This window comes from Saccharopolyspora sp. NPDC045839 (assembly GCF_056431645.1).
This window is the reverse complement of record NZ_JBWKKH010000001.1, coordinates 646,565-667,210: the sequence shown is the minus strand read 5'-3', so window position 1 is coordinate 667,210 and position 20,646 is coordinate 646,565. Positions and strand designations below refer to the sequence as shown.

Sequence of the window (20,646 nt, the reverse complement as noted above, 5' to 3'; positions counted from 1 at the left end):
CCGGCGACTTATGAACCATCTAGTTAGTCCCAAAGAGTGAAGGTGCGGCGCATCACCTGTCAAGGGTGTGTTTCGAGTGTGTGTCCGCGCTGGAGATCAGCGCGCGGTGAGGTAGTCGAGCACCAGATCGCCGAGCATCTTGCGGTAGTGGTCGCGGCGGGCCGGGTCGAGCATGTCGCGCTTGAAGATCGCCTGGAACGTGTAGCGGTTCGCGGTGCGGAAAACGCAGAACGAGCTGATCACCATGTGCACGTCCAGGGCGTCGGCGTCCGTGCGGAACTGCCCGGCCGCCTGGCCGCGCTCCAAGATGCGGCCCAGCACGTCCACCGCCGGGGTGGCCAGGCCGGGCAGCAGCTCGGACTTGGCCAGGTGCTCGGCGCGGTGGATGTTCTCGATGCTGACCAGGCGGAGAAAGTCCGGGTGCGACTCGTGGTGGTCGAAGGTCAGCTCGGCGAGCCGCCGGATCGCCTCGATCGGGTCCAGGTCGTCGACGTCGACCTCGCGCTCGATGCCGCGGATCACGGAGTACGCGTTCTCCAGCGCGGCGAGGTAGAGCTGCTCCTTGCCGCCGAAGTAGTAGTAGATCATCCGCTTGGTGGTGCTGGTGCGGGCGGCGATCTCGTCCACGCGGGCGCCGGCGTAGCCCTTGTCGGCGAACTCCGCGGTGGCCACCTCGAGGATCTCCGCGCGCGTCCGCTCGGCATCGCGATGCCGGATCTCCCTGGTGTCGGACGTCGGTGTTGCCACGGCGCTCCCTCGCGGTTCGGGCTGGACGCCCACTGTAGTGCAGCGGCCCTTCCCGGATCGGGGCTTCCGGCCTACTATTAACTAGCTGGTTCGTTAATTAGGAGGGGCTCAGGTGCGCAACCAGGACGGCTACCTCGTCGGGCTCATCGGATCGGGCATCGGCCCGTCGCTGAGCCCGCCGCTGCACGAGCACGAGGCCGATGAGCTCGGGCTCCGCTACCTCTACCGCCGGTGGGACCTGGACGTCCTGGGCAGGCCGGTGTCGGCGATCGGGGAGCTGCTGGCGGCCGCCCGCACCGCCGGCTACGACGGGCTCAACATCACGCACCCGGGCAAGCAGGCGGTGATCGGGCACCTCGACGAGCTCTCGCCGGACGCCGTCGAACTGGGCGCCGTCAACACGGTCGTCTTCGCCGGCGGTCGCGCCGTCGGCCACAACACCGACTGGTCCGGCTTCGCCCGCGCCTTCAGCCGTGGCCTGCCGGACGCCCCGGTGGATCGCGTCGTGCTCCTCGGCGGCGGCGGCGCCGGTGCCGCGGTGGCGCACGCGATGCTGACCTTGGGCGCCGGGGTGCTCCGCGTGCTCGACGTCGACCCGCGGCGCAGCGAGGCGCTGGCCGAGTCGCTGCGTGCGCGCTTCGGTGCCGACCGCGCGGAAGCCGCCCCGCTGGAGTCCGCCGCCGAGGCGCTGGCCTGGGCGGACGGCTTCGTGCACGCCACGCCGACCGGGATGGCCGCGCACCCGGGCCTGCCGGTGCCCGCCGAGCTGCTGCGCCCCGGGCTGTGGGTGGCCGACGTCGTCTACCGGCCGCTGGAGACCGAACTCGTCCTCGCCGCGCGGGCGAACGGCTGCCGGGTCCTCGACGGTGGGGGCATGGCAGTGTTCCAGGCCGTCGACTCTTTTCGCCTGTTCACCGGCGTCGAGCCGGACGCCGCGCGGATGCTCCGCCACTTCGCCGAACTCGCCGGAGGTGTGCATGTCCACGGCTGATGCCCGCAGGGTGATCGCCACCGTCTGCCTGTCCGGCACCCTGGAGGACAAGCTGGCCGCCGCCGCGGCGGCCGGGTTCGACGGCGTCGAGATCTTCGAGAACGACCTGATCGCCTCCGCCGCCTCGCCCGCCGAGATCCGGCGGCGCTGCACCGACCTCGGGCTGACCGTCGATCTCTACCAGCCGTTCCGGGATTTCGAGGCGGTCCCGCCGGACGTGCTGCGGGCCAACCTGCGGCGTGCCGAGCGCAAGTTCGACGTGATGGAGCAGCTCGGCGCTGATCTGGTGCTGGTGTGCTCGACGGTCTCGCCGGACGCGGTCGACGACGACGAACTGGCCGCCGAACAACTGCACCTGCTCGCCGAACGCGCCGCCGCGCGGGGCATGCGCGTCGCCTACGAGGCGCTGGCGTGGGGCCGGTTCGTCAACACCTACGACCACTCCTGGCGGATCGTGCGCCGCGCCGACCACCCGGCTCTCGGGTTGTGCCTGGACAGCTTCCACGTGCTGTCGCGGGGCAGCGATCCGGCGCTGATCCGCACCATCCCCGGCGAGAAGCTGTTCTTCCTGCAGCTGGCCGACGCGCCGCGGCTGGACATGGACGTGCTGCAGTGGAGCCGGCACCACCGGCTGTTCCCGGGGCAGGGCTCGTTCGACCTGCCGACCTTCGTCGGCAACGTGCTGTCCACCGGCTACGCGGGGCCGCTGTCGCTGGAGGTGTTCAACGACGTCTTCCGGCAGGCCGACCCGGGACCGGCGGCGGTGGACGCGATGCGGTCGTTGCGGCTGCTGGAGGAGCAGCTCGGGATGCCGGTCGCCGCGCCGGCACCGCAGCTCGGCGGCTGCGCCTTCGCGGAACTCGCCGTCGACGAGATCGCCTCGGCGCGGCTCGCCGACGCGCTCACGGGGCTCGGCTTCTCGTTGACCGGAAAGCACCGCAGCAAGCCGGTTCAGCTGTGGGAGCAGGGCGGCGTCCGGGTGCTGCTGAACGCCTCTTCGTCCACATCGGACTCTGCGGCGATCGGTGCGCTGGCGGTGGAAAGCGCGGACCCGGGCCGGTCCGCGCGGCGGGCGGACGCGATGGGCGCGCCGATCCTGCCGCGTTCCCGGGGGCCGGAGGAGGCGAACCTGGCGTCGGTGGCGGCGCCGGACGGCACTGAGGTGTTCTTCTGCGACGCCGAGAGCTGGCTGTCGGACTTCCCCGGCGCGGATTCGGAAGTTCCCGATTTTAGGCAAAATCGGAACGCCGCCGCGCTGGGCATCACCGGCGTCGATCACGTCGCGCTGACGCAGCCGTTCGACCACTTCGACGAGGCGACGCTGTTCTACCGCTCGGTGCTCGCGCTGGAGCCGGAGCCGGTCGTGGAGTACGCGGCGCCGTTCGGGATGGTGCGCAGCCGGGCGGTGCTCGACCCGTCCGGCACGGTGCGAATCGCGTTGAACGGCACCCTGGTGCGCCGCGGCGAATGGGCGCCGGCTGTCCGCGACCCGCAGCACATCGCGTTCACCTGCGAAGACGTCCTGGCCGCGGCGCGCACCCTGCGCGAGCGGCGAGCACCGGTGCTGCGGATCCCGGACAACTACTACGACGACCTCGACGCGCGCCTGGAGCTGGACTCGCGCCTGCTGGCCGAGCTGCGGGCGAATTCGGTGCTCTACGACCGGGACGAGAACGGCGAGTACCTGCACCTGTTCACGGAACTGTTCGGCTCGCGGATCTTCTTCGAGCTCGTCCAGCGCATCGGCGGCTACGCCGGATACGGCGTCCCCAACGCCCCGGTCCGGATGGCCGCGCACCGCAGGCAGCGCCTCGCCGCGATCGACGGCTGACGCTTCCGTGGGGTTGCCGGAGTGGAGTGAACGGACCGTTCGCCTCGTCTAGTGAGGCGAACGGTCCGTTCACTCCAACATCATCGGGATCAGGTGAGGTCGTCGAACTCGCCGGCTTTGACGCCTTTGATCCAGGCTGAGATTTCGGCGCGGGTGAAGAGGATGGTGCTTGCGTCGGGTGCGTTGCTGTTGCGGATCGCGACACGACCGTCGGGCAGCGCAGCGGCTTCAACGCAGTTTCCGCTGCCATTGCCGCCAGTCCCGGAGAAGCTGCTCTTGCGCCACTCGGCCTGGTGTAAGACATGGTCTGTAGTCACCGGGTGCCTCCCAGCAACGGCACTAAACGTACTTTCGGGCAGCCGGTGCAAGCCGTTCTGCTTATTTTGCAGGCGAAAGAGCTCGCTCCGTGAGGATACCGAAGCGAAGCGTGTACTCCCGCACTGCGTCTCGATCCTCGATGTAGACCATGCGTCCCGGTGCTTCGGCGAAGCCGAAGTCCGGCACCGGGTCGGGTAGCGACAGGATGGCGAACGGTCCGTCGATTGCCGGGCTCGCTCCTGCGGTCATGGGCAGGATCTGGATGGTGACGGCACGCTTTGGGCGAGGTGCGCTTCGGCCGACGGCGCGCATTCGCTGGTCTCCCGGATCCGCAACGTGCGGCTCGCTTGGCCTTCCGAGGTGGTGCCGCGCCCACGGCGCTGATCCGGCCGCGCACCACGCGCGATGACCGCCGAGTGACGTGCGGGGCCGAGCGGATCTGGGATCAGGTCACACCGGTGGGGTCCAGGCGGTGGTCCACAGCCGGGCGCCTTCGCGGTGGTGCAGGCGGCGCAGGAACGACAGGACTCCCGACGTGCCGGTCGACCACGGGGCGCTGGCCGCCTCCAGGGAATTGTCCGGGAAGTCGGGCTTGGTGAAGTCGCCGCCGCTGCGGGCCAGCATGTGCACCGCGATTTCTCGTGCTCCCACCCAGAATTCCTCGTCCTCGGTGGCGATCGCCAGGTCGATCAACGCCTCGCCGATCCCGGCCAGGCCGCAGCACTGCGACACCACCCACGCTTGCGGGGCCAGGCCGAGGCAGGCTCGGGCGCCGTCCTTCGCCAGCGCCCAGTACCGGTCGTCGTCCCAGTGCTGCGCCGCCGACACGAGCGCCGAGACGACGCCCGACATGCCCTGGCACCACGACGCCGCCATCGGCCGCGCCGGAGGGCGCCGCAGGACCTCGATCAGCCCCGCCACCTCGTCCGCGAGCGAGGCGAACCGCCGCGCCGCCTCGGCTTCCGCCTCCGGGTGACCGGTGTGCCGGTGGTAGGCGAGGAGGAACTGCGCGATTCCCGCGCTGCCGTGGGCGAATCCGGCTTCCAGCGCGACACCGGTGTCCGCCGCGGCCGGGACCGCGTCCTCGGTGGCGCGCGTCTCGCCGCTGAGCAGCCGCCGCGCGCATTCGTCGACTTGCGCCAGGTGTCCGGCGTCCGGTTCCAGGGCGTGCAGGACCAGGTGGCCCGCGCCGATTCCGGCGACGCCGTGGATGTAGTCGCCGCGCTCGTCGGCGGCGAGCTCGATCGGTTTGGACACCGGCAGGTCCGGTGCCGCCCGGCGGGCGGTCGACAGGAAGATCTCCGTTCCCGTGCGGCCGAAGTACATCGCGGCCGGGAGCTTCGCCGGTGGCGTCGCGGTGATCGTCCAGCGCGCCAGCTCCAGCCCGGCGGCCACGCCCCGCGGGTGGTGCAGCAGCTCCAGGCCGAGGCCCGCGGAACCGCTGTAGACGTTCGTCTTCGGCGGCTCCGAGCGGCCGACGTCGGTCGGCGACGCCGCCATCCGCTCCGCCGCGCCGATGCACTCCTGGATCGTGTGCTCCAGCACCGAATCGAGCAGCTCCGCGGTGAGTTCCGGCGCCACGGGGCGGGAACCGCGCCGGGCGCGGCGACCGGCGCGGAGGTCGGCGAAGGCCGCCGTGCGCTCGGCCGGATCGAGGCTGATCAGCCCGGGCAGCAGGGCGCGCACCCCGGTCGCGTTCGGGTACAGGCGTTCCAGGCACAGCAGCGAGCGTTCGAGGTTCCGGGCCGGGTCCTGGTCGACGCCGATCGGGTTGATGCCGGTCGCGGCGAAGAACAGGGTGGCGCCCAGGGAGAAGTAGTCGTCCGCCGGTTCCGCCTGCCGGTCGGTGTGCTGGTCCGGCACGCTGTAGCCGCGGGTCCAGCCGTGCAGCTGGAACCCGTCGTAGTAGCTGTTGCCGAAGTCGATGAGCGTGCAGCGGCCGTCGTCGTCGAGCACCACGTTCTTCGGCGACAGGTCCCGGATCACCACGCCCCGCTCGTGCACGGCGGCGAGGATCTCGGCCAGCCGCGCGGCGAGCACGCCCAGGTCGCGGTCCGCGCTGGTGGCGTCGTCGAAGAACCGGGTCCGCTCGCCGACGTACCGGTTCAGGTCGAGGGTGCCGGCGTCGGTGATGACCAGGTACTCGTCCTCGCCGTGCCGGAAGTGGTCGAGCAGCCCGGGCACGCCGTCCACCCCGTCCAGGGCTTGCAGGATGCGCCGCTCGTTGCGCAGCTGCATGCGCAGGTCGATGCCGTTGATGTTCTCCCCGACGTAGGCGCGGGCCTCCTTGACCACCACCGCGCGGCCGTCGGGATCGACGGCGCGGTAGACGTTTCCGCGCGGTCCGCGCAGGACTCCCGAGGTGAGCCGGTATCGCCCGCCGAGCACGCTGGGCCGCGCGGTCGTCGGCTGCGCGGCCGGTTCCGGTCCGGGGTCCGGTTCCGGGCGGAACGGGTCGCTGGCCCACGGCGGGCAGCTGAACTCGGCGCCCGCGGCGCCCGGCTCCACCTCGCCGTCCGGGCCGACCACCACGAGTTCGAAGTCGCCGTTCTCGTCGACGCGGTACTGCGGCCGGAACGGCGCGAAGCGGTAGTACACCGGCGCATCCGGCCGGACGCGCCGGTCGCTGGTGATCCGCGGGCCGGTCATCCCGGCGAGCGCTTCGGCCAGCAGGTTTCCCAGCCGCACCACGGTGTCCTGCGGCGGGTAGACGGTCATCGCCTTGCCGACCGTCGCCGGGTCGGCGTCGCCGGAGTTGAGCTCGTGCAGCACCCGCCGGGAGCGCGCGACCTTGAAGTCGCAGTCCCAGGCCAGCAGCAGCGGCAGCGCCCGGTCGAGCGTCTCGGCAAGGGTGCCCGGGCGCGCGGAGATGTGCAGCTTCCAGCCCTGGTCCGGCACCGCGATACCGGGCTTCCGCACGCTCACCCAGGTTTCGTCGACGGCCACCTCCCGGCCGTCGCGCTCCGCCGCCTCCGCCAGCCGATCCCGCACGGTGGTGTCCGAATCGGTCGCCGTCGTCTCCATGCTGTGCCGCTCCCTGGTCGAATCCGCTTTGCGCGACGGCGGGAGGACCCGGAGGTCCTCCCGCCGCCTGATCACCCGAGGCTCAGACGAGTGTCTGACAGCAGGGCCATAAGGTGCACACCGTGCGCTTGCAGGTGTCCGCGCACCCCTGTGCGCCGTGCAGAACCTTCATGTCGCCTTCGAAGGCGACCGAGATTCCCTCGATTTCGATGTTTCCGGCATCCCGGGGTTCCAGTCCGAGTGTGGGCATCTGCCTGACTCCTTTCGCGGCTGTCGGATTTCGGCGAATCGCCGAATTACCGTTTTTCCCGCAGTTGGCGGGAAACCGCCCCCCGGAATGGCTTTCGGGTGGTCGTCAGATGATCGACGGACAGCAGGGGAAGCTGCTGCACACGGTGCGCTTGCAGGTGTTCACGCACGCCTGCGCTCCGTGCAGGACCTCCTTGAGGTCGATCTCGAAGTCCACCGAAATGTCTTCGATTTCAACGGTTCCCGCGTCGCGGGGCTCCAGCAGCAAGGTGGACATGTTCGCTCCTAACTCGTCCGCCGATCTGGCGGGACGCTCCGAGGATTCCCAGCGCGACAGTGGATTGTCGTTGCACGCCAACGGGTTCGCTTCAGGCATGGATGAAAGGTCGAGATCCGCCGGTGCTCACGCCATCGGCGCAATCCCCAGAATTGTTGGCACAGGACACTTCGCATACCTAGGGCCAAACGGGGTAACAACGACAAGATTGCGGATCGGTGTCCACTCGTCTAACTTCTCGAACGTGATGGGGCGAAGTCGTTGTGCGGCACGCCGTTCGAGCGCCGGTCGGCACCGATGAAGTGGTGGCGGCGGGAACCACCCGAACCGGTTGATCTCGTCGCGCCGTACTGGCAGGCGCACGATTCGGAGATGCTGTCCGCCGGGCTGGGCGCGATCGCGCGGCGGCTGCCCGGCTTGGTGGGCAATGCGGTCGCGGTCGCCTGGCGGGCGAGCCGGCTCGACACGGCGGCGACGCTCGGGCTGAACGTGCTCGCCGGGTTCTTCACGGCGTTCGGCCTGCTGGCCACCAACGACGTGCTGGAGTCGTTGTTCGCCGCGGGCCCGACCGCGCAGCGGGTCACCGCGGCGATCCCGGCGCTGCTGCTGGTGGCCGGGGCCGCCGGGCTGCGCGCCGGGCTGATGGCGGTGGCGAGCTGGGCGCAGGAGCGGCTGAAACCGCAGGTCGAGCGGCTGGCCGAGACGCGGCTGTTCCGGCTGACCACGCGGGTGGAGCTGACCGCGTTCGACGACGAGGAGTTCCACAACTCCATGCAGCGGGCGCGGGACAACGGCGTGCCCGACTCGGCGACGGTCGTGGAGATGACGGTCAACGTCCTCACCGGCGCGATCGGCGTGCTCTCGGGCGCGGTCACGCTCGGCCTCCTGCACCCCGCGCTGATGCCGCTGCTGCTGGTCACGGCGGTGCCCGACGGGTGGGCGGCGCTGCGTTCGGCGCGGATGCGCTACGCCGCGTTCCGCCGGATCTCCACCGCGCGGCGGCGCAAGTTCATGCTCTCCGACCTGATGGCCGAGCGGCCGCCCGCGGCCGAGGTGCGGGCCTTCACGCTGCGCCGCTTCCTGCTCGCCGAGTACGACCGGATCGCCGACTACGAGCAGCGGATCGAGCTCGACGTCGCCTGGCAGCGGGCCACCACCAGGGTGTCCGGCGACCTGATGGGCGGCGTCGCGCTCGGCGCGGTGTACGCGGTGCTGGGCGCGATGCTGGCGTTCGGACTCATCCCGCTGGCGGTGGTCGGCACCGCAGTGCTGGCGATCCGGGCCAGCCAGTCGTCGCTGACGAGCCTGGTGCAGTCGGTGAACAAGCTCTACGAGGCCGGGCTCTACTTCGGCGACTACCTGGAGTTCTGCGAGCTGGCCGAGCGGCGGGTGCCGCCGGAGCGCACCTCGGCGGAACCCGGCGATTTCCGGCGCATAGCGGCGGATTCCGTGCATTTCGGGTACCCGGGCGCGGATTCGCCCGCGCTGTCCGGGGTGAGCGTCGCGGTCGAGCGCGGCGAGGTCGTCGCGCTGGTGGGGGAGAACGGTTCCGGCAAGACCACGCTGGCCAAGCTGCTGGCCGGACTGTACACACCGGACTCCGGCGCGATCCGCTGGAACGATGCGGACATCACCGGGATCGCCGGCGATGTGCTGCGGGAGCGGATCTCGGTCATCGCGCAGGACCACACCCGCTGGCCGCTGACCGCCGAGCAGAACATCGTGATGGGCCGGGAACGCGACGAGGAGAAGCTGGCCGAGGCGGCCCGCGCCGCCGGTGCGGACGAGGTCGTCGCCCGGCTCGCCGACGGCTACGACACCTTGCTGGACCGCCGGTTCCACGGCGGGCACGACCTCTCCGGCGGGCAGTGGCAGCGGATCGCGATCGCCCGCGCCTTCTACCGCGACGCGGATCTGATGATCTTCGACGAGCCGACCTCGGCGCTGGACCCGCGCGCCGAGCACGCGCTGTTCGAACGCATCCGCCAGCACGCCGAGGGCCGCACGGTCGTGCTGATCTCGCACCGGCTCTCCAGCGTGCGCTACGCGGACCGGATCTACGTGCTGGACCGGGGAGAGGTCGTCGAGCAGGGCACGCACCCGGAGCTGATGTCGGTGAACGGCCGTTACGCGCAGCTCTACGAACTCCAGGCCGCCGCCTACCGCGCGGAACAACCCAGCTCGGCCTGAGTTTCCCGGCTCGTTCTGCGCGGCGCTGCGGGTGGCGGGCCCCTGCCGCTTCAAGGAAGAGAGGTGGCTGGATGCACTGGTTCGGGTCGGCGGCGCTGGCGGTGTGCGGTGTGCTGGCGTTCGCCGCGATCAGCAAGTTGCGCAGCGTCGGCGGGTTCGCCCGGTCCATCGCCGGGTACCGGATCTTCCCGGACCGGCTGGCCCCGGTGCTGGCGCGCGTCGTGATCGCGGCCGAGCTGCTGAGCGCCGTTCTGCTGGTCGCCCCGCCGCTGCGGGTGTGGGGTGCGGTGCTGGCCGCCGGGCTGTTCGCGGCTTTCCTGATCGGCATGATCAGCGTGCTGCGGCGCGGGATGCGGGTGGACTGCGGCTGCTTCCAGGCGGCGGAAACGATCGGCGCGGGCTCGGTCGCCCGGACCGCGCTGCTGTTCGTGCTGGCCGTGCTCGCCTGCCTCGCGGGTGACGCCCCGGTCGGGCCGGCGCACGTGCTGGTGGGTGCGGTGCTGGTGGCCGCGGTGTTCGGGTTGTCCGGATCGCTGAAGGCCCCGCCGCACGGCCCGGCGCGGGGTGCCGTGCTGGAGATCGGCGCCGATGTCGCCGCGTTCGCCGGTGGCGGCGACCGCGTCCTCTTCGCCTATATCTCCCCGCTGTGCGGGCATTGCCGGCTGATGCTGCCGGAGTTCGGCGCTGCGGCGCGGAAGTTGCCCGTGGTGCTGCTGAGCAACGGTGCGCCGGATGAGGTCCGGGATTACCTGGACCGGCAGGGCATCTCGCTGCCGCTGGTGACCGGGCCGGACGTGTTCGACGCCAACAACGTTCCGGGCCCGCCGTACGCCGTCGTCACCACCGGGTCGGGCGTGGTGCTCTCGCAGGGCGGCGCGAACCGGCCGGAGCAGCTGGCGAGCCTGCTCGCCGAAGCCGGGAATTGACCGGCGGATCCGAATCGGCCGGTTGGTCCTCTGTGGGCGGACATCGCCGGAATGCGTAGCGAGATCACCGGAATTCCACCGACGTGCGGTCGGGGCGGCGGCGCGCGGTGCCCCGCCGGTCGTAGATTGGGTGTCGGCGAGCGGGCCCCGACGGGCCGCGATGCCGATCCACGGCCGGGGAGGAACACGGTGGTCCAGCAGGAGGAGACCGCGCGGCGCCGGTGGCGCGGCAAGATGCCGGGCATCACCGCCGGCGCAGTGCTCGTGGTGGCGGTGCTGTGCGTGAGTTCTGCGGTCGGCCTGGCGCTTTTCGGGAACGTGCAACCGGTGCGCAGGTTCGTCGACAACGTGCTGTTCCCGGCGCCGCCGAACATCGCGTACGGCGCGTTCCTGGCGGTGTTGGCGGCCGCGCTGAAGCGGCGCAAGCGGCTCGCGCTGTGGATCCTGATCGGCATCCTGGCCCTGCAGGTGATCGGCGACATCGTGGTGCTCGTGGTGCTGGGCGACCACATCGAGGCGTTGTGGATGGGTGAGCTGGGCGCCCGCTACCACGTGCCGATCGACCACGTGTGGATCTTCAGCGCCAACATCGTCGTCTCGGCGCTGGCGTTCGTGCCGCTGTGGCTTTCGCGCGGCGAGTTCTACGGCCGCGCCAAACGCGGCAGCGGCTACCAGGCGGCGCTGGTGTTCGTGCTGCTCATCGCCGCTTTCGTGGGCCTCGGATACGTCTTGGTGTCGCTGTTCCCGGGTTCGCTGCGGGGCGCGCGGGCGAGGCTGACGTGGACCGTTGAGCGGGTGCTGGGCGGCGCGATCGACTTCGACATCACCGGCTTCGGGCACGCGCCCGGCTGGGTCAACTTCGTCCTCGGCCTGTTCGGCACGGCCGCCCTGTTCACCGCGCTGTTCCTGCTGCTGCGCGCGCAGCGGCTGGCCGCCGCGCTGCGCCCCGAGGAGGAGCGGCAGGTCCGGCAGCTGCTCGCCGAGCACGGCGAACGCGATTCGCTGGGCTACTTCGCCACCCGCCGCGACAAGGCGGTGCTGTTCTCCGGCAGCGGCAAGGCCGCGGTCACCTACCGGGTCGTCGCGGGGGTCTGCCTGGCCAGCGGCGACCCGCTGGGCGACGCGGAGGCGTGGCGGCCGGCGATCGAGAAGTGGCTGGCGATGTGCCGGGAGTACACCTGGACGCCGGCGGTGATGGGCGTCAGCGAACCCGGCGCCACGGCGTACGCCCGCGCCGGGATGAAGGTGCTGCAGCTCGGGGACGAGGCGGTGGTGCACGTCGCGGAGTTCGGCCTGGACGGCCGGGACATGCGCCCGGTGCGGCAGGCGGTGAGCCGGGTCCAGCGGGCCGGGCACACCGCGCGCATCCGGCGGCACCGGGAGGTGCCCGCGGCGGAGATGGCCGAGATCGCACGGCTGGCCGAGGCCTGGCGCGACACCGAGGGCGAGCGCGGCTTCTCGATGGCGCTGGGGCGGCTCGGCGACCCGCAGGACGGCGACTGCGTGCTGGTCGAAGCGGTGAGCGACCACGGCGAGCCCGTGGCGCTGCTGTCGCTGGTGCCGTGGGGCCGCAACGGGCTGTCGCTGGACCTCATGCGCCGCGACCGCGACGCGGACAACGGCGTCGTCGAGTTCATGGTCGGCTCGCTGGTGCAGGCCGCGCCGCGGCTCGGGGTGGAGCGGATCTCGCTGAACTTCGCGATGTTCCGCGCCGCCTTCGAGGAGGGCGCGCGCATCGGCGCCGGGCCGGTGCTGCGGGCCTGGCGGGGCCTGCTGCTGTTCTTCTCCCGGTGGTGGCAGCTGGAGTCGCTGTACCGGTCGAACGTCAAGTACCGGCCGCACTGGTTCCCGCGCTACGTGGCGTTCGCCGAACGGCGCGACCTGGCGCGGGTCGGCATCGCCTCGGCGATCGCGGAGGGCTTCCTGCTCGCGCCGCGACGGAAGTCCACATCGGACGAACTGGTGGAAATTCCTTTGCTGGAAGCGGAAAGCGAGGAGCCGCAGCGCATCAGATCGCAACAGCAGCAGGTGCGGCGGGACAAGCTGGACGCGCTGCGCGCCGCCGGTGTCGAGCCGTATCCGGTGGCGGTGCCGCGCACCGAGCGCTGCCGGGCCATCGCCACCCGCCACCGGGACCTCCTGCCGGACGCCAGGACCGGCGAGCAGGTCTCGGTGGCCGGGCGGGTGGTGCTGCTGCGCGACCACGGCGGCGTGTGCTTCGCGACGCTGCGGGACTTCTCCGGCGACCTGCAGGTCATGCTCACCACCAAGGACTCCGGGGCCGAGCTGCAGCAGGCGTGGCGGCAGCAGGTGGACATCGGCGACCAGGTGTCGGTGACCGGCGAGGTGGTCGCGTCGCGGCGCGGCGAGGTGTCGGTGCTGGCGGCCGACTGGCGGCTGGCGGCGAAGTGCCTGCACCCGCTGCCGGACAAGCACCGCGGCCTGGTCGATCCCGAGGCCCGGGTCCGGCAGCGCCACGTGGACCTGATCATGCGGCCGGGCGCCCGCGACGCCCTGCGCGCTCGTGGCGCCGCGGTGCACGCGCTGCGGGAAACGCTGGTGCGATCGGATTTCCTCGAGGTCGAGACCCCGATGCTGCAGCCGGTGCACGGCGGCGCCAACGCGCGTCCGTTCACCACCCGCAGCAACGCCTACGACATGCGCCTGCACCTGCGGATCGCGCCCGAGCTGTACCTGAAGCGGCTGTGCGTGGGCGGCGTGGAGCGGCTGTTCGAGATCGGCCGCAACTTCCGCAACGAAGGCGTGTCGCACAAGCACAACCCCGAGTTCACGATGCTGGAGGCGTACCAGGCCTTCGGTGACTACACGACGATGCGCGAGCTGTGCCGGGACCTGGTGCTCGCCGCCGCCACCGCCGCGCGCGGGGCGCCCACGGCGATCGGCCCGGACGGCGAGTTCGGCCTCGACGGCCACTGGCCGGTCGTGCCGGTCAACGATGCGGTCTCGGCGGCGCTCGGCGAGGAGATCACCGCCGACACCGGGCTACCGCGCCTGCAGGAGCTCTGCGGTGCGGCGTCGGTGCCGTACGAGGCGCACTGGGAGCGCGGCGCGGTGCTGCTGGAGATGTACGAGCGGCTGGTGGAGTCGCACACCGCCGAACCCACCTTCTACACCGACTTCCCGGCCGACGTGTCACCGCTGACGCGGCCGCACCGGGGCGATCCGCGGCTGGCGGAGCGCTGGGACCTGGTCGCGTTCGGCACCGAACTCGGCACCGGCTACTCCGAGCTGATCGACCCGATCGAGCAGCGCCGCCGGCTCACCGAGCAGTCGCTGCACGCCGCCGGCGGCGACCCGGAGGCGATGGAGCTGGACGAGGACTTCCTCGCCGCCCTCGAGTACGCGATGCCGCCCACCGGCGGCCTGGGGCTGGGCGTGGACCGGCTGATCATGCTGCTCACCGGCGGCTCGATCCGGGAAACACTGGCCTTCCCGCTGGTCAGAACGGACTTCGCGGGCCTGCGGTGAAGTTCTCGGCGGCGAAGGCCAGCAGGTACGGCAGTCCGATGCGGGCATTGCGCCACGTGTGCCATTCGCCCGGTTCGGTGCGCACCGCGACGTTCGCGCCGTGGGCGGCGAGCTGGTCGCCGAGCCGGTTGGCGAGGTCGACGTCGGCGTGCGCGACGACACCGGCGTGCAGCATCACCGCGAGCGGCTGCGTCAGCGACAGCGTCGGGAGGTACTCGCGCGGGGTGTTGGCGCGCAGCAGGTCGGGGTGGCCGTCGAGCAGCGTGGTTCCGGGGTCGTCTTCGGGCTCGCTGGCGAGGATCACCGAGTAGGTGTGACGACCACGATCGCGCCGACGGTCAGCAGCGCGAGCACCACCACCAGCACCACGGATTCCAGCGGGCTGCGCCCGCCCGCCTGTTCGGTGACCGAAGCGGGCAGCTGCGGTCCCGGGCCAATGCCACTCGTCAATGCCACTCGCACGAGTTCGATTATTGCCCAACCGGCGAAACCGCAGTGCTGATAGGCGTTTTCGGCACTATGGCCCGGTTCTTGCGTTTCGCGCCGGTGGGCGGTGAGCCACTCGTGAGCGCTTTGGGTCGTTATGGCACAATGCCGCTTAGCTTAAGTTGATCTTGTGGTGTGATCTTGGGTTGTGGTGGATGAGGGTGTGGTGGCGGGTGCCCGGTTGACGGATCTGGTCTCGTTGGGTGTGCTGGCGTCGTCGGTTCCTCGGGATGTGGTCGATGAGGTGATCGCTGCGGCGGGGCGGCAGGCCAAGCGTTCGGATGGCAAGCTCCCGCCGCATGTCATGGTGTATTTCGTGATGGCGATGGCGTTGTTCGCCGACGAGGATTACGAGGAAGTCGCGGCGCGGTTGACCGACACGCTGGTCTCGTGGGGTTGTTGGGATGATGGGTGGAGCCTGCCGAGCTCGGGCGGGATCACCCAGGCCCGCCGGCGGCTGGGATCCGAGCCGCTGCGGGAGTTGTTCGCCCGGGTCGCGGTCCCGGTGGCCGATGAGCTGACCCGGGGCGCTTTCCTGGGTTCGTGGCGGTTGATGGCCATCGACGGGTTCGAGTGGGATGTGCCCGACACCGACGCCAACGCCGCCGAGTTCGGTTATGGCGGCTCAGGACAGAAGCGGTCGGCGTTCCCGAAAGCCCGTGTGGTGTCGGTCAGTGAGTGCGGCTCGCATGCGATGGTCGACGCCGAAATCGGCGGGCGCACCGGCAAAGGCGGCAGCGAGCAGGCGCTGGCCCGGCGGTTGTACGAAAGGCTGGAGCCGGGCTGGCTGCTGATCGCCGACCGCAACTTCTACAACTGGCAGGATTGGTGCACCGCCGCAGACACCGGCGCGGACCTGCTGTGGCGAGCCAGGGCCGACCTGAGGCTGCCGGTGCTGGAATCGGCCGGTGACGGCTCCTACCGCTCGGTACTGATCAACCCGAGAATCCGGGCCGGGAAACGGCAAACACTGCTTGAGGCCGCCCACGCCGGCGAGGATCTCCACCCCGATCAGGCCAAGCCGGTGCGGGTCGTGGAGTACACCGTGCCCGACCGCAACGCAGGCGGCCAGGACGAACCGATCCGTTTGATCACCACCATCACCGACCCCACCACGGCCCCGGCGGCAGCGCTGGCCGAGACCTATCACCAGCGCTGGGAACACGAAACCGCCAACAACCAGATCAAAACCACCCTGCGCGGGCCGGGCCGCGTGCTGCGGTCGCAGCGCCCCGACATGATCCGCCAAGAACTCTACGGCTACCTCCTCACCCACTACGCCCTCAGCGCACTGATCTGCCGCGCGGCCACCGAAGCCGACATCGACCCCGACCGGGTCAAATTCACCCGCACCGTCCGCCTCGTCCGCCGCCGGATCGCCGACCCGGCGGCCTTTTCCCCCTGAACACCAAAAACGATCATTCTCAGCTGTCGCCTCCGACATCACCGCCACCAGGAACCTCAACCCCCGCCGCCGACACCGCAGCTACCCCCGCGTGATCAAACGCGGCCGCCACAACGCCTACCGCGTCAAGAAACCCACCGACACCGGAACCCGCCACCCCAGCCCGCCCAGCACCCAACTCACCCACACAGCAGCATGATCAAAATAGGCTAAGCGGCATTGCGTTATGGCAGCCCAAAACGCTCACGAGACACGAGCAGCCGCAACGGAACCCGTGCAGGCCCGAAGCCCCTCGGTGAGCAGCTCGCGATCGAGGTTGCGGCCGATGAACACGACCTTGCTGCCCCGCGCGTCCCGGCCCCAGGGGTCGGCCGGGCGGAGTTCGAAGATCCGGTGGATGCCCTGCAGGACGTGGCGCCGGGCGTCGCCGCGGACCGCGACGACGCCCTTGAGCCGGTACAGGTCGTCGCCGTGCTCGGCCGTCAGCCCGGACAGCCAGGCGCGCAGTGCGGCCTCGTCGAAGTCCTCCGCCAGCTCCACGCCGACCGAGGTCACCGCCGGGTCGTGGAAGTGTTCCTGCTCGTCCAGCCAGGCCGGGTGCACGATGCGGTTGAACGCGCCGACGCCGAGGATGTCGTCGAGGTCGACCCGCGAATAGCTGGACGTGATGATCTCGGCGGTCGCGTTGATGCCGCGCAGCCGCTCCCGCAGCGCCGCCACGCCGGCCTCGTCGACCAGGTCGACCTTGTTGAGCACCAGCCGGTCGGCGAACGCGATCTGGTCGACCGCCTGGTGGCCGACGCCGTCGGGCCCGGCCTCGTCGAGGTGCCGGTCGATGTGCTTGGCGTCGACCAGCGTCACGATCGCGTCCAGCGCGAAGTGCTCGCTGATCTCGTCGTCGACGTAGAAGGTCTGCGCCACCGGGTTCGGGTCGGCCAGGCCGGTCGTCTCGATCAGCACCCGGTCGATCTTCTCCTTGCGCTCCACCAGCTTCCGCAGCGTCTCGACGAGATCCGTGCGGGCCGTGCAGCAGATGCAGCACCCGTTGCTGAGCTCGAAGAACTGCTCGTCGGAGCGCAGCACCAGCGCATCGTCGATCGGGATCTCGCCGAACTCGTTCTCGATGACCGCGATGCGGTGCCCGTGGTCGGCGGTGAGGATGTGGTTGACCAGCGTCGTCTTCCCGGCGCCGAGGAAGCCGGTCAGCACGGTCACGGGAATCTTGCTCATTGTGCTCCTCCTGTGGTGCCCAGCAGTCGGCGGGCGTTGGTGCGGGCGGATTCGGAGACCACGATGCGGTCGCCGGCGAAGTCGGGGCCGCGGGTCGCGTCCAGCCCCATCCGGGAGGTGGTGCCGCTGGGGTCCGACGAGGGATCCAGCGGCGATCCCGGAAGTCCGTCCACCACGAACACGTCGCGGTGCGGTTGGAAGTGCGTGGCCAGCGCCCAGAGCACCTCGGCGTCGGAGGTGACGTCCACGTCGGCGTTCACGGCGACGGCCGTCTTCACGTACGGGTCCCAGCCGAGCAGGCCGAGCAGCACCTGCCGGGCCTGGCCGGGGCGCGACGGGCGCAGGGCGACGTAGCAGTGGAAGTGCGTGCCCGATGTCGGGTAGTGCACGGCGGTGACATCGGGGAAGCGGTCCTTGAGCTTCTCGGCGAGTTCGGATTCGCGCGGGATGCGCGCCAGGTTCAGGTGATCGGCGGTGTTGCCGCCCTCGACGTCGATGAGCATCGCGTCCCGGCGGCGCAGCACGGTCTCCACGCGCAGCACGTTGTTGGTGGAGCGGTGCGAGGAATAGCCGGAGAACTCGCCGAACGGGCCTTCTTCGGCGTGCAGCTGCGGGTCGACGGTGCCTTCCAGCACGAAGTCCGCCCACGCCGGGACGCCGATGCCGTAGCGCGGCGTGCGCACCACCTCCAGCGGTTCGCCGAACAGCCCGCCCGCCACCGCGCGCTCGTCCACATCGGACGGAACGCGGGCCGAGGCGGCGAGCATGAACAGCGGGTGCCCGCCGATGACCATCGCGACCGGCATCGGCCTGCCGAGCGCGGCGTACTCGGCCAGCAGCCGCCACAGGTCGCCGCGGGAGTGCAGGCTGGTGGCGAGCTCGGTGGGGGAGTGCACCATCGACCGGTGGTAGCTCATGTTGCCCACCCCGGTGTCCGGGTCCTCGGCGATCACGATGCCGCTGGTGATGTAGGGCGCGCGGTCGGAGGCGAAGTGCCGGAGCATCGGCACCGCCGAGAGGTCCACATCGGACGATGCGATCCCGGTGACCGGCCCGGAGTCCACGACGCGCGGCGCCAGCGGCCGGGAGGCGCGCGACTGGTACGCCTCGTGCAGCCCGGCGGGCTCTACGCCGAGGATGCGGGAGATCCGCCGCCGCGAGGCGAAGACGTTGCTCACCACCGGCGCCTCCACGCCGTCGACCTCGTTGCACACCAGCATCTCGTCGCGACCGCGCGCGATGAGCTCGTAGATCAGCCCGGTGACGCCCTCCTCGGCGGAAACCGGCTCGTCGATGACGAGAACGTCGTCGGGATGCTCGCGGCGGTAGTCCGCGAGGAAGGCGTGCGCGTCCTGGCGCGGGGAGAGGTTCACCGGAGGGCTCCTAGCTGTTGTCTGCAGGCGGCGAAGCCGCTTTCTCTTGTCATCACGCGCACAACTGGCACCGCCGCGGGTTCTCAGATGTCTCCTCGGGAGGACAGCCCCAGCGCTGTGTATTGGACATACATGAGTCGGGGATCCCGGACCGAGGGGGCTTCTGAGGTTCCGCTACCGGCACCGCTACGCAAATCCGGTGCGAACTGTGCTTTGGGCGGGGCCGTGCCAGCGGGGGTACAGGTCGTGGTCGATGCCGAACTGGTCGAGGATCTTGCCGGTGAGGTGCGCCAGCAGGTCGTCGACGGAGCCGGGCCGGTGGTAGAACGCGGGCATCGGCGGCAGCACCACCGCGCCCGCCTCGGTCGCCGCGACCATGTTGCGCAGGTGCACCAGGCTCAGCGGCGTCTCGCGGGTGACCAGCACCAGCCGGCGGCGCTCCTTCAGGCACACGTCGGCGGCGCGGGTCAGCAGGTCGTCGCTGTAGCCGTGCGCGATGCCGGCCAGCGTCTTCATCGAGCACGGCACCACGACCATGCCCATGGTGGGGAAGGAGCCGGAGGCGATGCTGTCGGCGATGTCGCCGCGCTGGTGGCACACGTCGGCCAGCGCGGCGACGTCGGTGGGCCGCAGCCCGGTCTCCAGCTCGATGGTGCGGTGCGCGGCGCGCGAGACGACCAGGTGCGTCTCGACCGCGCCGAGCTGCCGCAGGCTGGTGAGCAGGTGGATCGCCAGCTGCGGCGCGCTGGCGCCGGTCACGCCCACGACGAGTCGGTCACGCATGCTTGCCTTCCCGGAGGTGGAACAGGGCGTTGAGCACCACCGCGAGCACCGTTCCGGTGGCCACGCCGCTGTGCAGGAAGACCTGCGCGACGAACGGCAGCTGGTGGTAGAACTCCGGCGCGCCGGTGGGCACCAGGCCGATGCCCAGCGACACCATCACGATGATCAGGTTCCCCGGCATCTTGAAGTCCACTTTGGACAACAGCTCGATGCCGGACACGGTCAGCGCGGCGAAGGTGACCACCGCGACGGCGCCGATCACCGGCTGCGGGATCGCCGCGACCAGCCGGCCGATCGGCTGGATCACGCCCAGCAGCACCAGGATCACGCCGCCCGCGGCGACCGGGTACCGGCTGCGCACCTTCGTCAGGGCGATCAGGCCGATGTTCTGGCCGAAGGTGGTGTAGGCGAAGCCGCTGAAGATGCCGCTGAGCGCGGTCAGCAGCCCGTCCACCCGCAGCAGCCGGCTGATCTCGGCGGGCCCGACCTCGCGGCCGACCACCTGGCCGACGGCCAGGCCCTGCCCGGACGCCTCCACGGTCAGCACCAGCACGACGATCAGGAACAGCAGGATCGACGGGATGTCGAACCGCAGCGGGCCGTAGTGGAACGGCAGCGGCACGCCGATCACCGGCCCAGCACCGACCTCGGCCAGGTTCCCGGCCCCGAACAGCCAGCCGGCGGCCGCCGCGACGACCAGCGCCAGCAGCAGCGAGATCTGACCCAGCAAGCCCTTCAGGAACCGCGCGAACAGCACCACCAGCAGCACCGTGAACCCGGCGAGCAGGAGGTTGCCCGGCGCGCCGTAGCCGGGCGCGTCGGGATCCTTGCCCGCGATCAACCGCAGCCCGACGGGGATCAGCGTCAGGCCGATGAGCGTGATGACGGTGCCGGTGACCACGGCGGGGAACAGCCGCAGCAGGCTGCCGAAGAACGGCGCCAGCAGCACCCACAGGATCCCGGCCACCAGCAGCGACCCGTACACCGTGGGCAGCCCCTTGGTCTGGCCGATCAGGATCATCGGCACGATGCCGTTGGAGGCGGCGCCGACGACCAGCGGCATCCGGATGCCGAACTTCCACAGGCCCAGCGACTGCAGGAGGGTGCCGATGCCGGCCAGCACCAGGTCGATGCACACCAGCGTGGCGATCTCGTCCTGGCTCAGGCCGAGCGCGGCGCCGATGACCATCGGCACCACGACCACCCCGGCGTACATCACCAGCACGTGCTGCAGGCCCAGCAGGATCGTGTGCCCCCACGGCGGCCGGTCGTCGACCCCCATGTCCGATGTGGACTGCCCCGGTTCGTTGCGCACCATGTCCGACCG

The 20,646-nt window shown here is 70.8% G+C and carries 17 protein-coding genes; 6 read left to right on the top strand and 11 right to left on the bottom strand.

Annotated elements, in window-relative coordinates; all coding sequences use genetic code 11:
• Positions 1 to 96: 96 nt before the first annotated feature.
• On the bottom strand, positions 97 to 747 hold the full coding sequence (locus AC07EQ_RS02640) for a TetR/AcrR family transcriptional regulator (RefSeq protein WP_478386187.1): 651 nt from the start codon (positions 745 to 747) through the stop codon (positions 97 to 99).
• A gap of 112 nt (positions 748 to 859) precedes the next feature.
• Here AC07EQ_RS02640 and AC07EQ_RS02635 point away from each other — a divergent pair, with 112 nt between their 5' ends.
• Both AC07EQ_RS02635 and AC07EQ_RS02630 read left to right on the top strand, forming a co-directional pair.
• Positions 860 to 1,738, top strand: coding sequence for a shikimate dehydrogenase (locus tag AC07EQ_RS02635; RefSeq protein WP_478386186.1), 879 nt, complete (start codon positions 860 to 862; stop codon positions 1,736 to 1,738).
• Positions 1,725 to 3,569 carry a bifunctional sugar phosphate isomerase/epimerase/4-hydroxyphenylpyruvate dioxygenase family protein gene (locus AC07EQ_RS02630; RefSeq protein ID WP_478386185.1) on the top strand — a complete coding sequence of 615 codons (1,845 nt, stop codon included), beginning with the start codon at positions 1,725 to 1,727 and terminating at the stop codon, positions 3,567 to 3,569. The genes AC07EQ_RS02635 and AC07EQ_RS02630 overlap by 14 nt, the downstream gene beginning before the upstream one ends.
• Positions 3,570 to 3,658: 89 nt before the next feature.
• Here AC07EQ_RS02630 and AC07EQ_RS02625 read toward each other — a convergent pair whose 3' ends face one another.
• The 4 genes from AC07EQ_RS02625 to AC07EQ_RS02610 all read right to left on the bottom strand — a co-directional run bounded on the left by AC07EQ_RS02625 (position 3,659) and on the right by AC07EQ_RS02610 (position 7,437).
• Complete coding sequence (locus AC07EQ_RS02625) at positions 3,659 to 3,886, bottom strand: DUF397 domain-containing protein (protein WP_478386184.1); 228 nt, start codon at positions 3,884 to 3,886, stop codon at positions 3,659 to 3,661.
• A gap of 61 nt (positions 3,887 to 3,947) precedes the next feature.
• Positions 3,948 to 4,199, bottom strand: a complete 252-nt coding sequence (locus AC07EQ_RS02620) for a Scr1 family TA system antitoxin-like transcriptional regulator (RefSeq protein ID WP_478386183.1) — start codon at positions 4,197 to 4,199, stop codon at positions 3,948 to 3,950.
• 138 nt (positions 4,200 to 4,337) lie between these two features.
• On the bottom strand, positions 4,338 to 6,911 hold the full coding sequence (gene lanL / locus AC07EQ_RS02615) for a class IV lanthionine synthetase LanL (RefSeq protein WP_478386182.1): 2,574 nt from the start codon (positions 6,909 to 6,911) through the stop codon (positions 4,338 to 4,340).
• Positions 6,912 to 7,266: 355 nt separating this feature from the next.
• Complete coding sequence (locus AC07EQ_RS02610) at positions 7,267 to 7,437, bottom strand: hypothetical protein (RefSeq protein ID WP_165968588.1); 171 nt, start codon at positions 7,435 to 7,437, stop codon at positions 7,267 to 7,269.
• A gap of 297 nt (positions 7,438 to 7,734) precedes the next feature.
• On the opposite strand from AC07EQ_RS02610, the gene AC07EQ_RS02605 reads away from it, so the two are divergent.
• The 3 genes from AC07EQ_RS02605 (at position 7,735) to lysX (ending at position 14,042) form a co-directional block, all read left to right on the top strand.
• Positions 7,735 to 9,627, top strand: coding sequence for an ABC transporter ATP-binding protein (locus AC07EQ_RS02605; protein ID WP_478386181.1), 1,893 nt, complete (start codon positions 7,735 to 7,737; stop codon positions 9,625 to 9,627).
• Between the two features lie 71 nt (positions 9,628 to 9,698).
• Positions 9,699 to 10,553, top strand: a complete 855-nt coding sequence (locus AC07EQ_RS02600) for a MauE/DoxX family redox-associated membrane protein (RefSeq protein WP_478386180.1) — start codon at positions 9,699 to 9,701, stop codon at positions 10,551 to 10,553.
• 234 nt (positions 10,554 to 10,787) lie between these two features.
• Positions 10,788 to 14,042, top strand: a complete 3,255-nt coding sequence (gene lysX / locus AC07EQ_RS02595; protein WP_478386237.1) for a bifunctional lysylphosphatidylglycerol synthetase/lysine--tRNA ligase LysX — start codon at positions 10,788 to 10,790, stop codon at positions 14,040 to 14,042.
• On the opposite strand, the gene AC07EQ_RS02590 is transcribed toward lysX, so the two are convergent.
• Both AC07EQ_RS02590 and AC07EQ_RS02585 read right to left on the bottom strand, forming a co-directional pair.
• Complete coding sequence (locus AC07EQ_RS02590) at positions 14,014 to 14,346, bottom strand: hypothetical protein (protein WP_478386179.1); 333 nt, start codon at positions 14,344 to 14,346, stop codon at positions 14,014 to 14,016. The genes lysX and AC07EQ_RS02590 overlap by 29 nt on opposite strands.
• Entirely contained in the window at positions 14,343 to 14,492 is a 150-nt protein-coding gene (locus AC07EQ_RS02585; protein ID WP_478386178.1) for a hypothetical protein, read from the bottom strand. The genes AC07EQ_RS02590 and AC07EQ_RS02585 overlap by 4 nt, the downstream gene beginning before the upstream one ends.
• 184 nt (positions 14,493 to 14,676) lie before the next feature.
• On the opposite strand from AC07EQ_RS02585, the gene AC07EQ_RS02580 reads away from it, so the two are divergent.
• Entirely contained in the window at positions 14,677 to 15,933 is a 1,257-nt protein-coding gene (locus tag AC07EQ_RS02580; RefSeq protein ID WP_478386177.1) for an IS4 family transposase, read from the top strand.
• Between the two features lie 243 nt (positions 15,934 to 16,176).
• On the opposite strand, the gene AC07EQ_RS02575 is transcribed toward AC07EQ_RS02580, so the two are convergent.
• From AC07EQ_RS02575 to AC07EQ_RS02560, 4 genes are all read right to left on the bottom strand, one after another.
• Positions 16,177 to 17,163, bottom strand: coding sequence for a CobW family GTP-binding protein (locus AC07EQ_RS02575; RefSeq protein WP_478386176.1), 987 nt, complete (start codon positions 17,161 to 17,163; stop codon positions 16,177 to 16,179).
• Complete coding sequence (locus AC07EQ_RS02570) at positions 17,160 to 18,536, bottom strand: UbiD family decarboxylase (protein WP_478386175.1); 1,377 nt, start codon at positions 18,534 to 18,536, stop codon at positions 17,160 to 17,162. The genes AC07EQ_RS02575 and AC07EQ_RS02570 overlap by 4 nt, the downstream gene beginning before the upstream one ends.
• 186 nt (positions 18,537 to 18,722) lie before the next feature.
• Entirely contained in the window at positions 18,723 to 19,319 is a 597-nt protein-coding gene (locus AC07EQ_RS02565; protein WP_478386174.1) for a UbiX family flavin prenyltransferase, read from the bottom strand.
• Positions 19,312 to 20,637: a nucleobase:cation symporter-2 family protein gene (locus AC07EQ_RS02560; protein WP_478386173.1), complete on the bottom strand. Its 1,326-nt coding sequence runs from the start codon at positions 20,635 to 20,637 to the stop codon at positions 19,312 to 19,314. The genes AC07EQ_RS02565 and AC07EQ_RS02560 overlap by 8 nt, the downstream gene beginning before the upstream one ends.
• Positions 20,638 to 20,646 lie beyond the last annotated feature (9 nt).

Excerpts from the sequence above, each read along its gene's own strand:
- AC07EQ_RS02630 (WP_478386185.1), top strand. The coding sequence starts at position 1,725 with ATGTCCACGGCTGATGCCCGCAGGGTGATCGCCACCGTCTGCCTGTCC.
- AC07EQ_RS02620 (WP_478386183.1), bottom strand. The coding sequence starts at position 4,199 with ATGCGCGCCGTCGGCCGAAGCGCACCTCGCCCAAAGCGTGCCGTCACC.
- lanL (WP_478386182.1), bottom strand. The coding sequence starts at position 6,911 with ATGGAGACGACGGCGACCGATTCGGACACCACCGTGCGGGATCGGCTG.
- AC07EQ_RS02610 (WP_165968588.1), bottom strand. The coding sequence starts at position 7,437 with ATGTCCACCTTGCTGCTGGAGCCCCGCGACGCGGGAACCGTTGAAATC.
- AC07EQ_RS02605 (WP_478386181.1), top strand. The coding sequence starts at position 7,735 with ATGAAGTGGTGGCGGCGGGAACCACCCGAACCGGTTGATCTCGTCGCG.
- AC07EQ_RS02600 (WP_478386180.1), top strand. The coding sequence starts at position 9,699 with ATGCACTGGTTCGGGTCGGCGGCGCTGGCGGTGTGCGGTGTGCTGGCG.
- lysX (WP_478386237.1), top strand. The coding sequence starts at position 10,788 with ATGCCGGGCATCACCGCCGGCGCAGTGCTCGTGGTGGCGGTGCTGTGC.
- AC07EQ_RS02575 (WP_478386176.1), bottom strand. The coding sequence starts at position 17,163 with ATGAGCAAGATTCCCGTGACCGTGCTGACCGGCTTCCTCGGCGCCGGG.
- AC07EQ_RS02565 (WP_478386174.1), bottom strand. The coding sequence starts at position 19,319 with ATGCGTGACCGACTCGTCGTGGGCGTGACCGGCGCCAGCGCGCCGCAG.
- AC07EQ_RS02560 (WP_478386173.1), bottom strand. The coding sequence starts at position 20,637 with ATGGTGCGCAACGAACCGGGGCAGTCCACATCGGACATGGGGGTCGAC.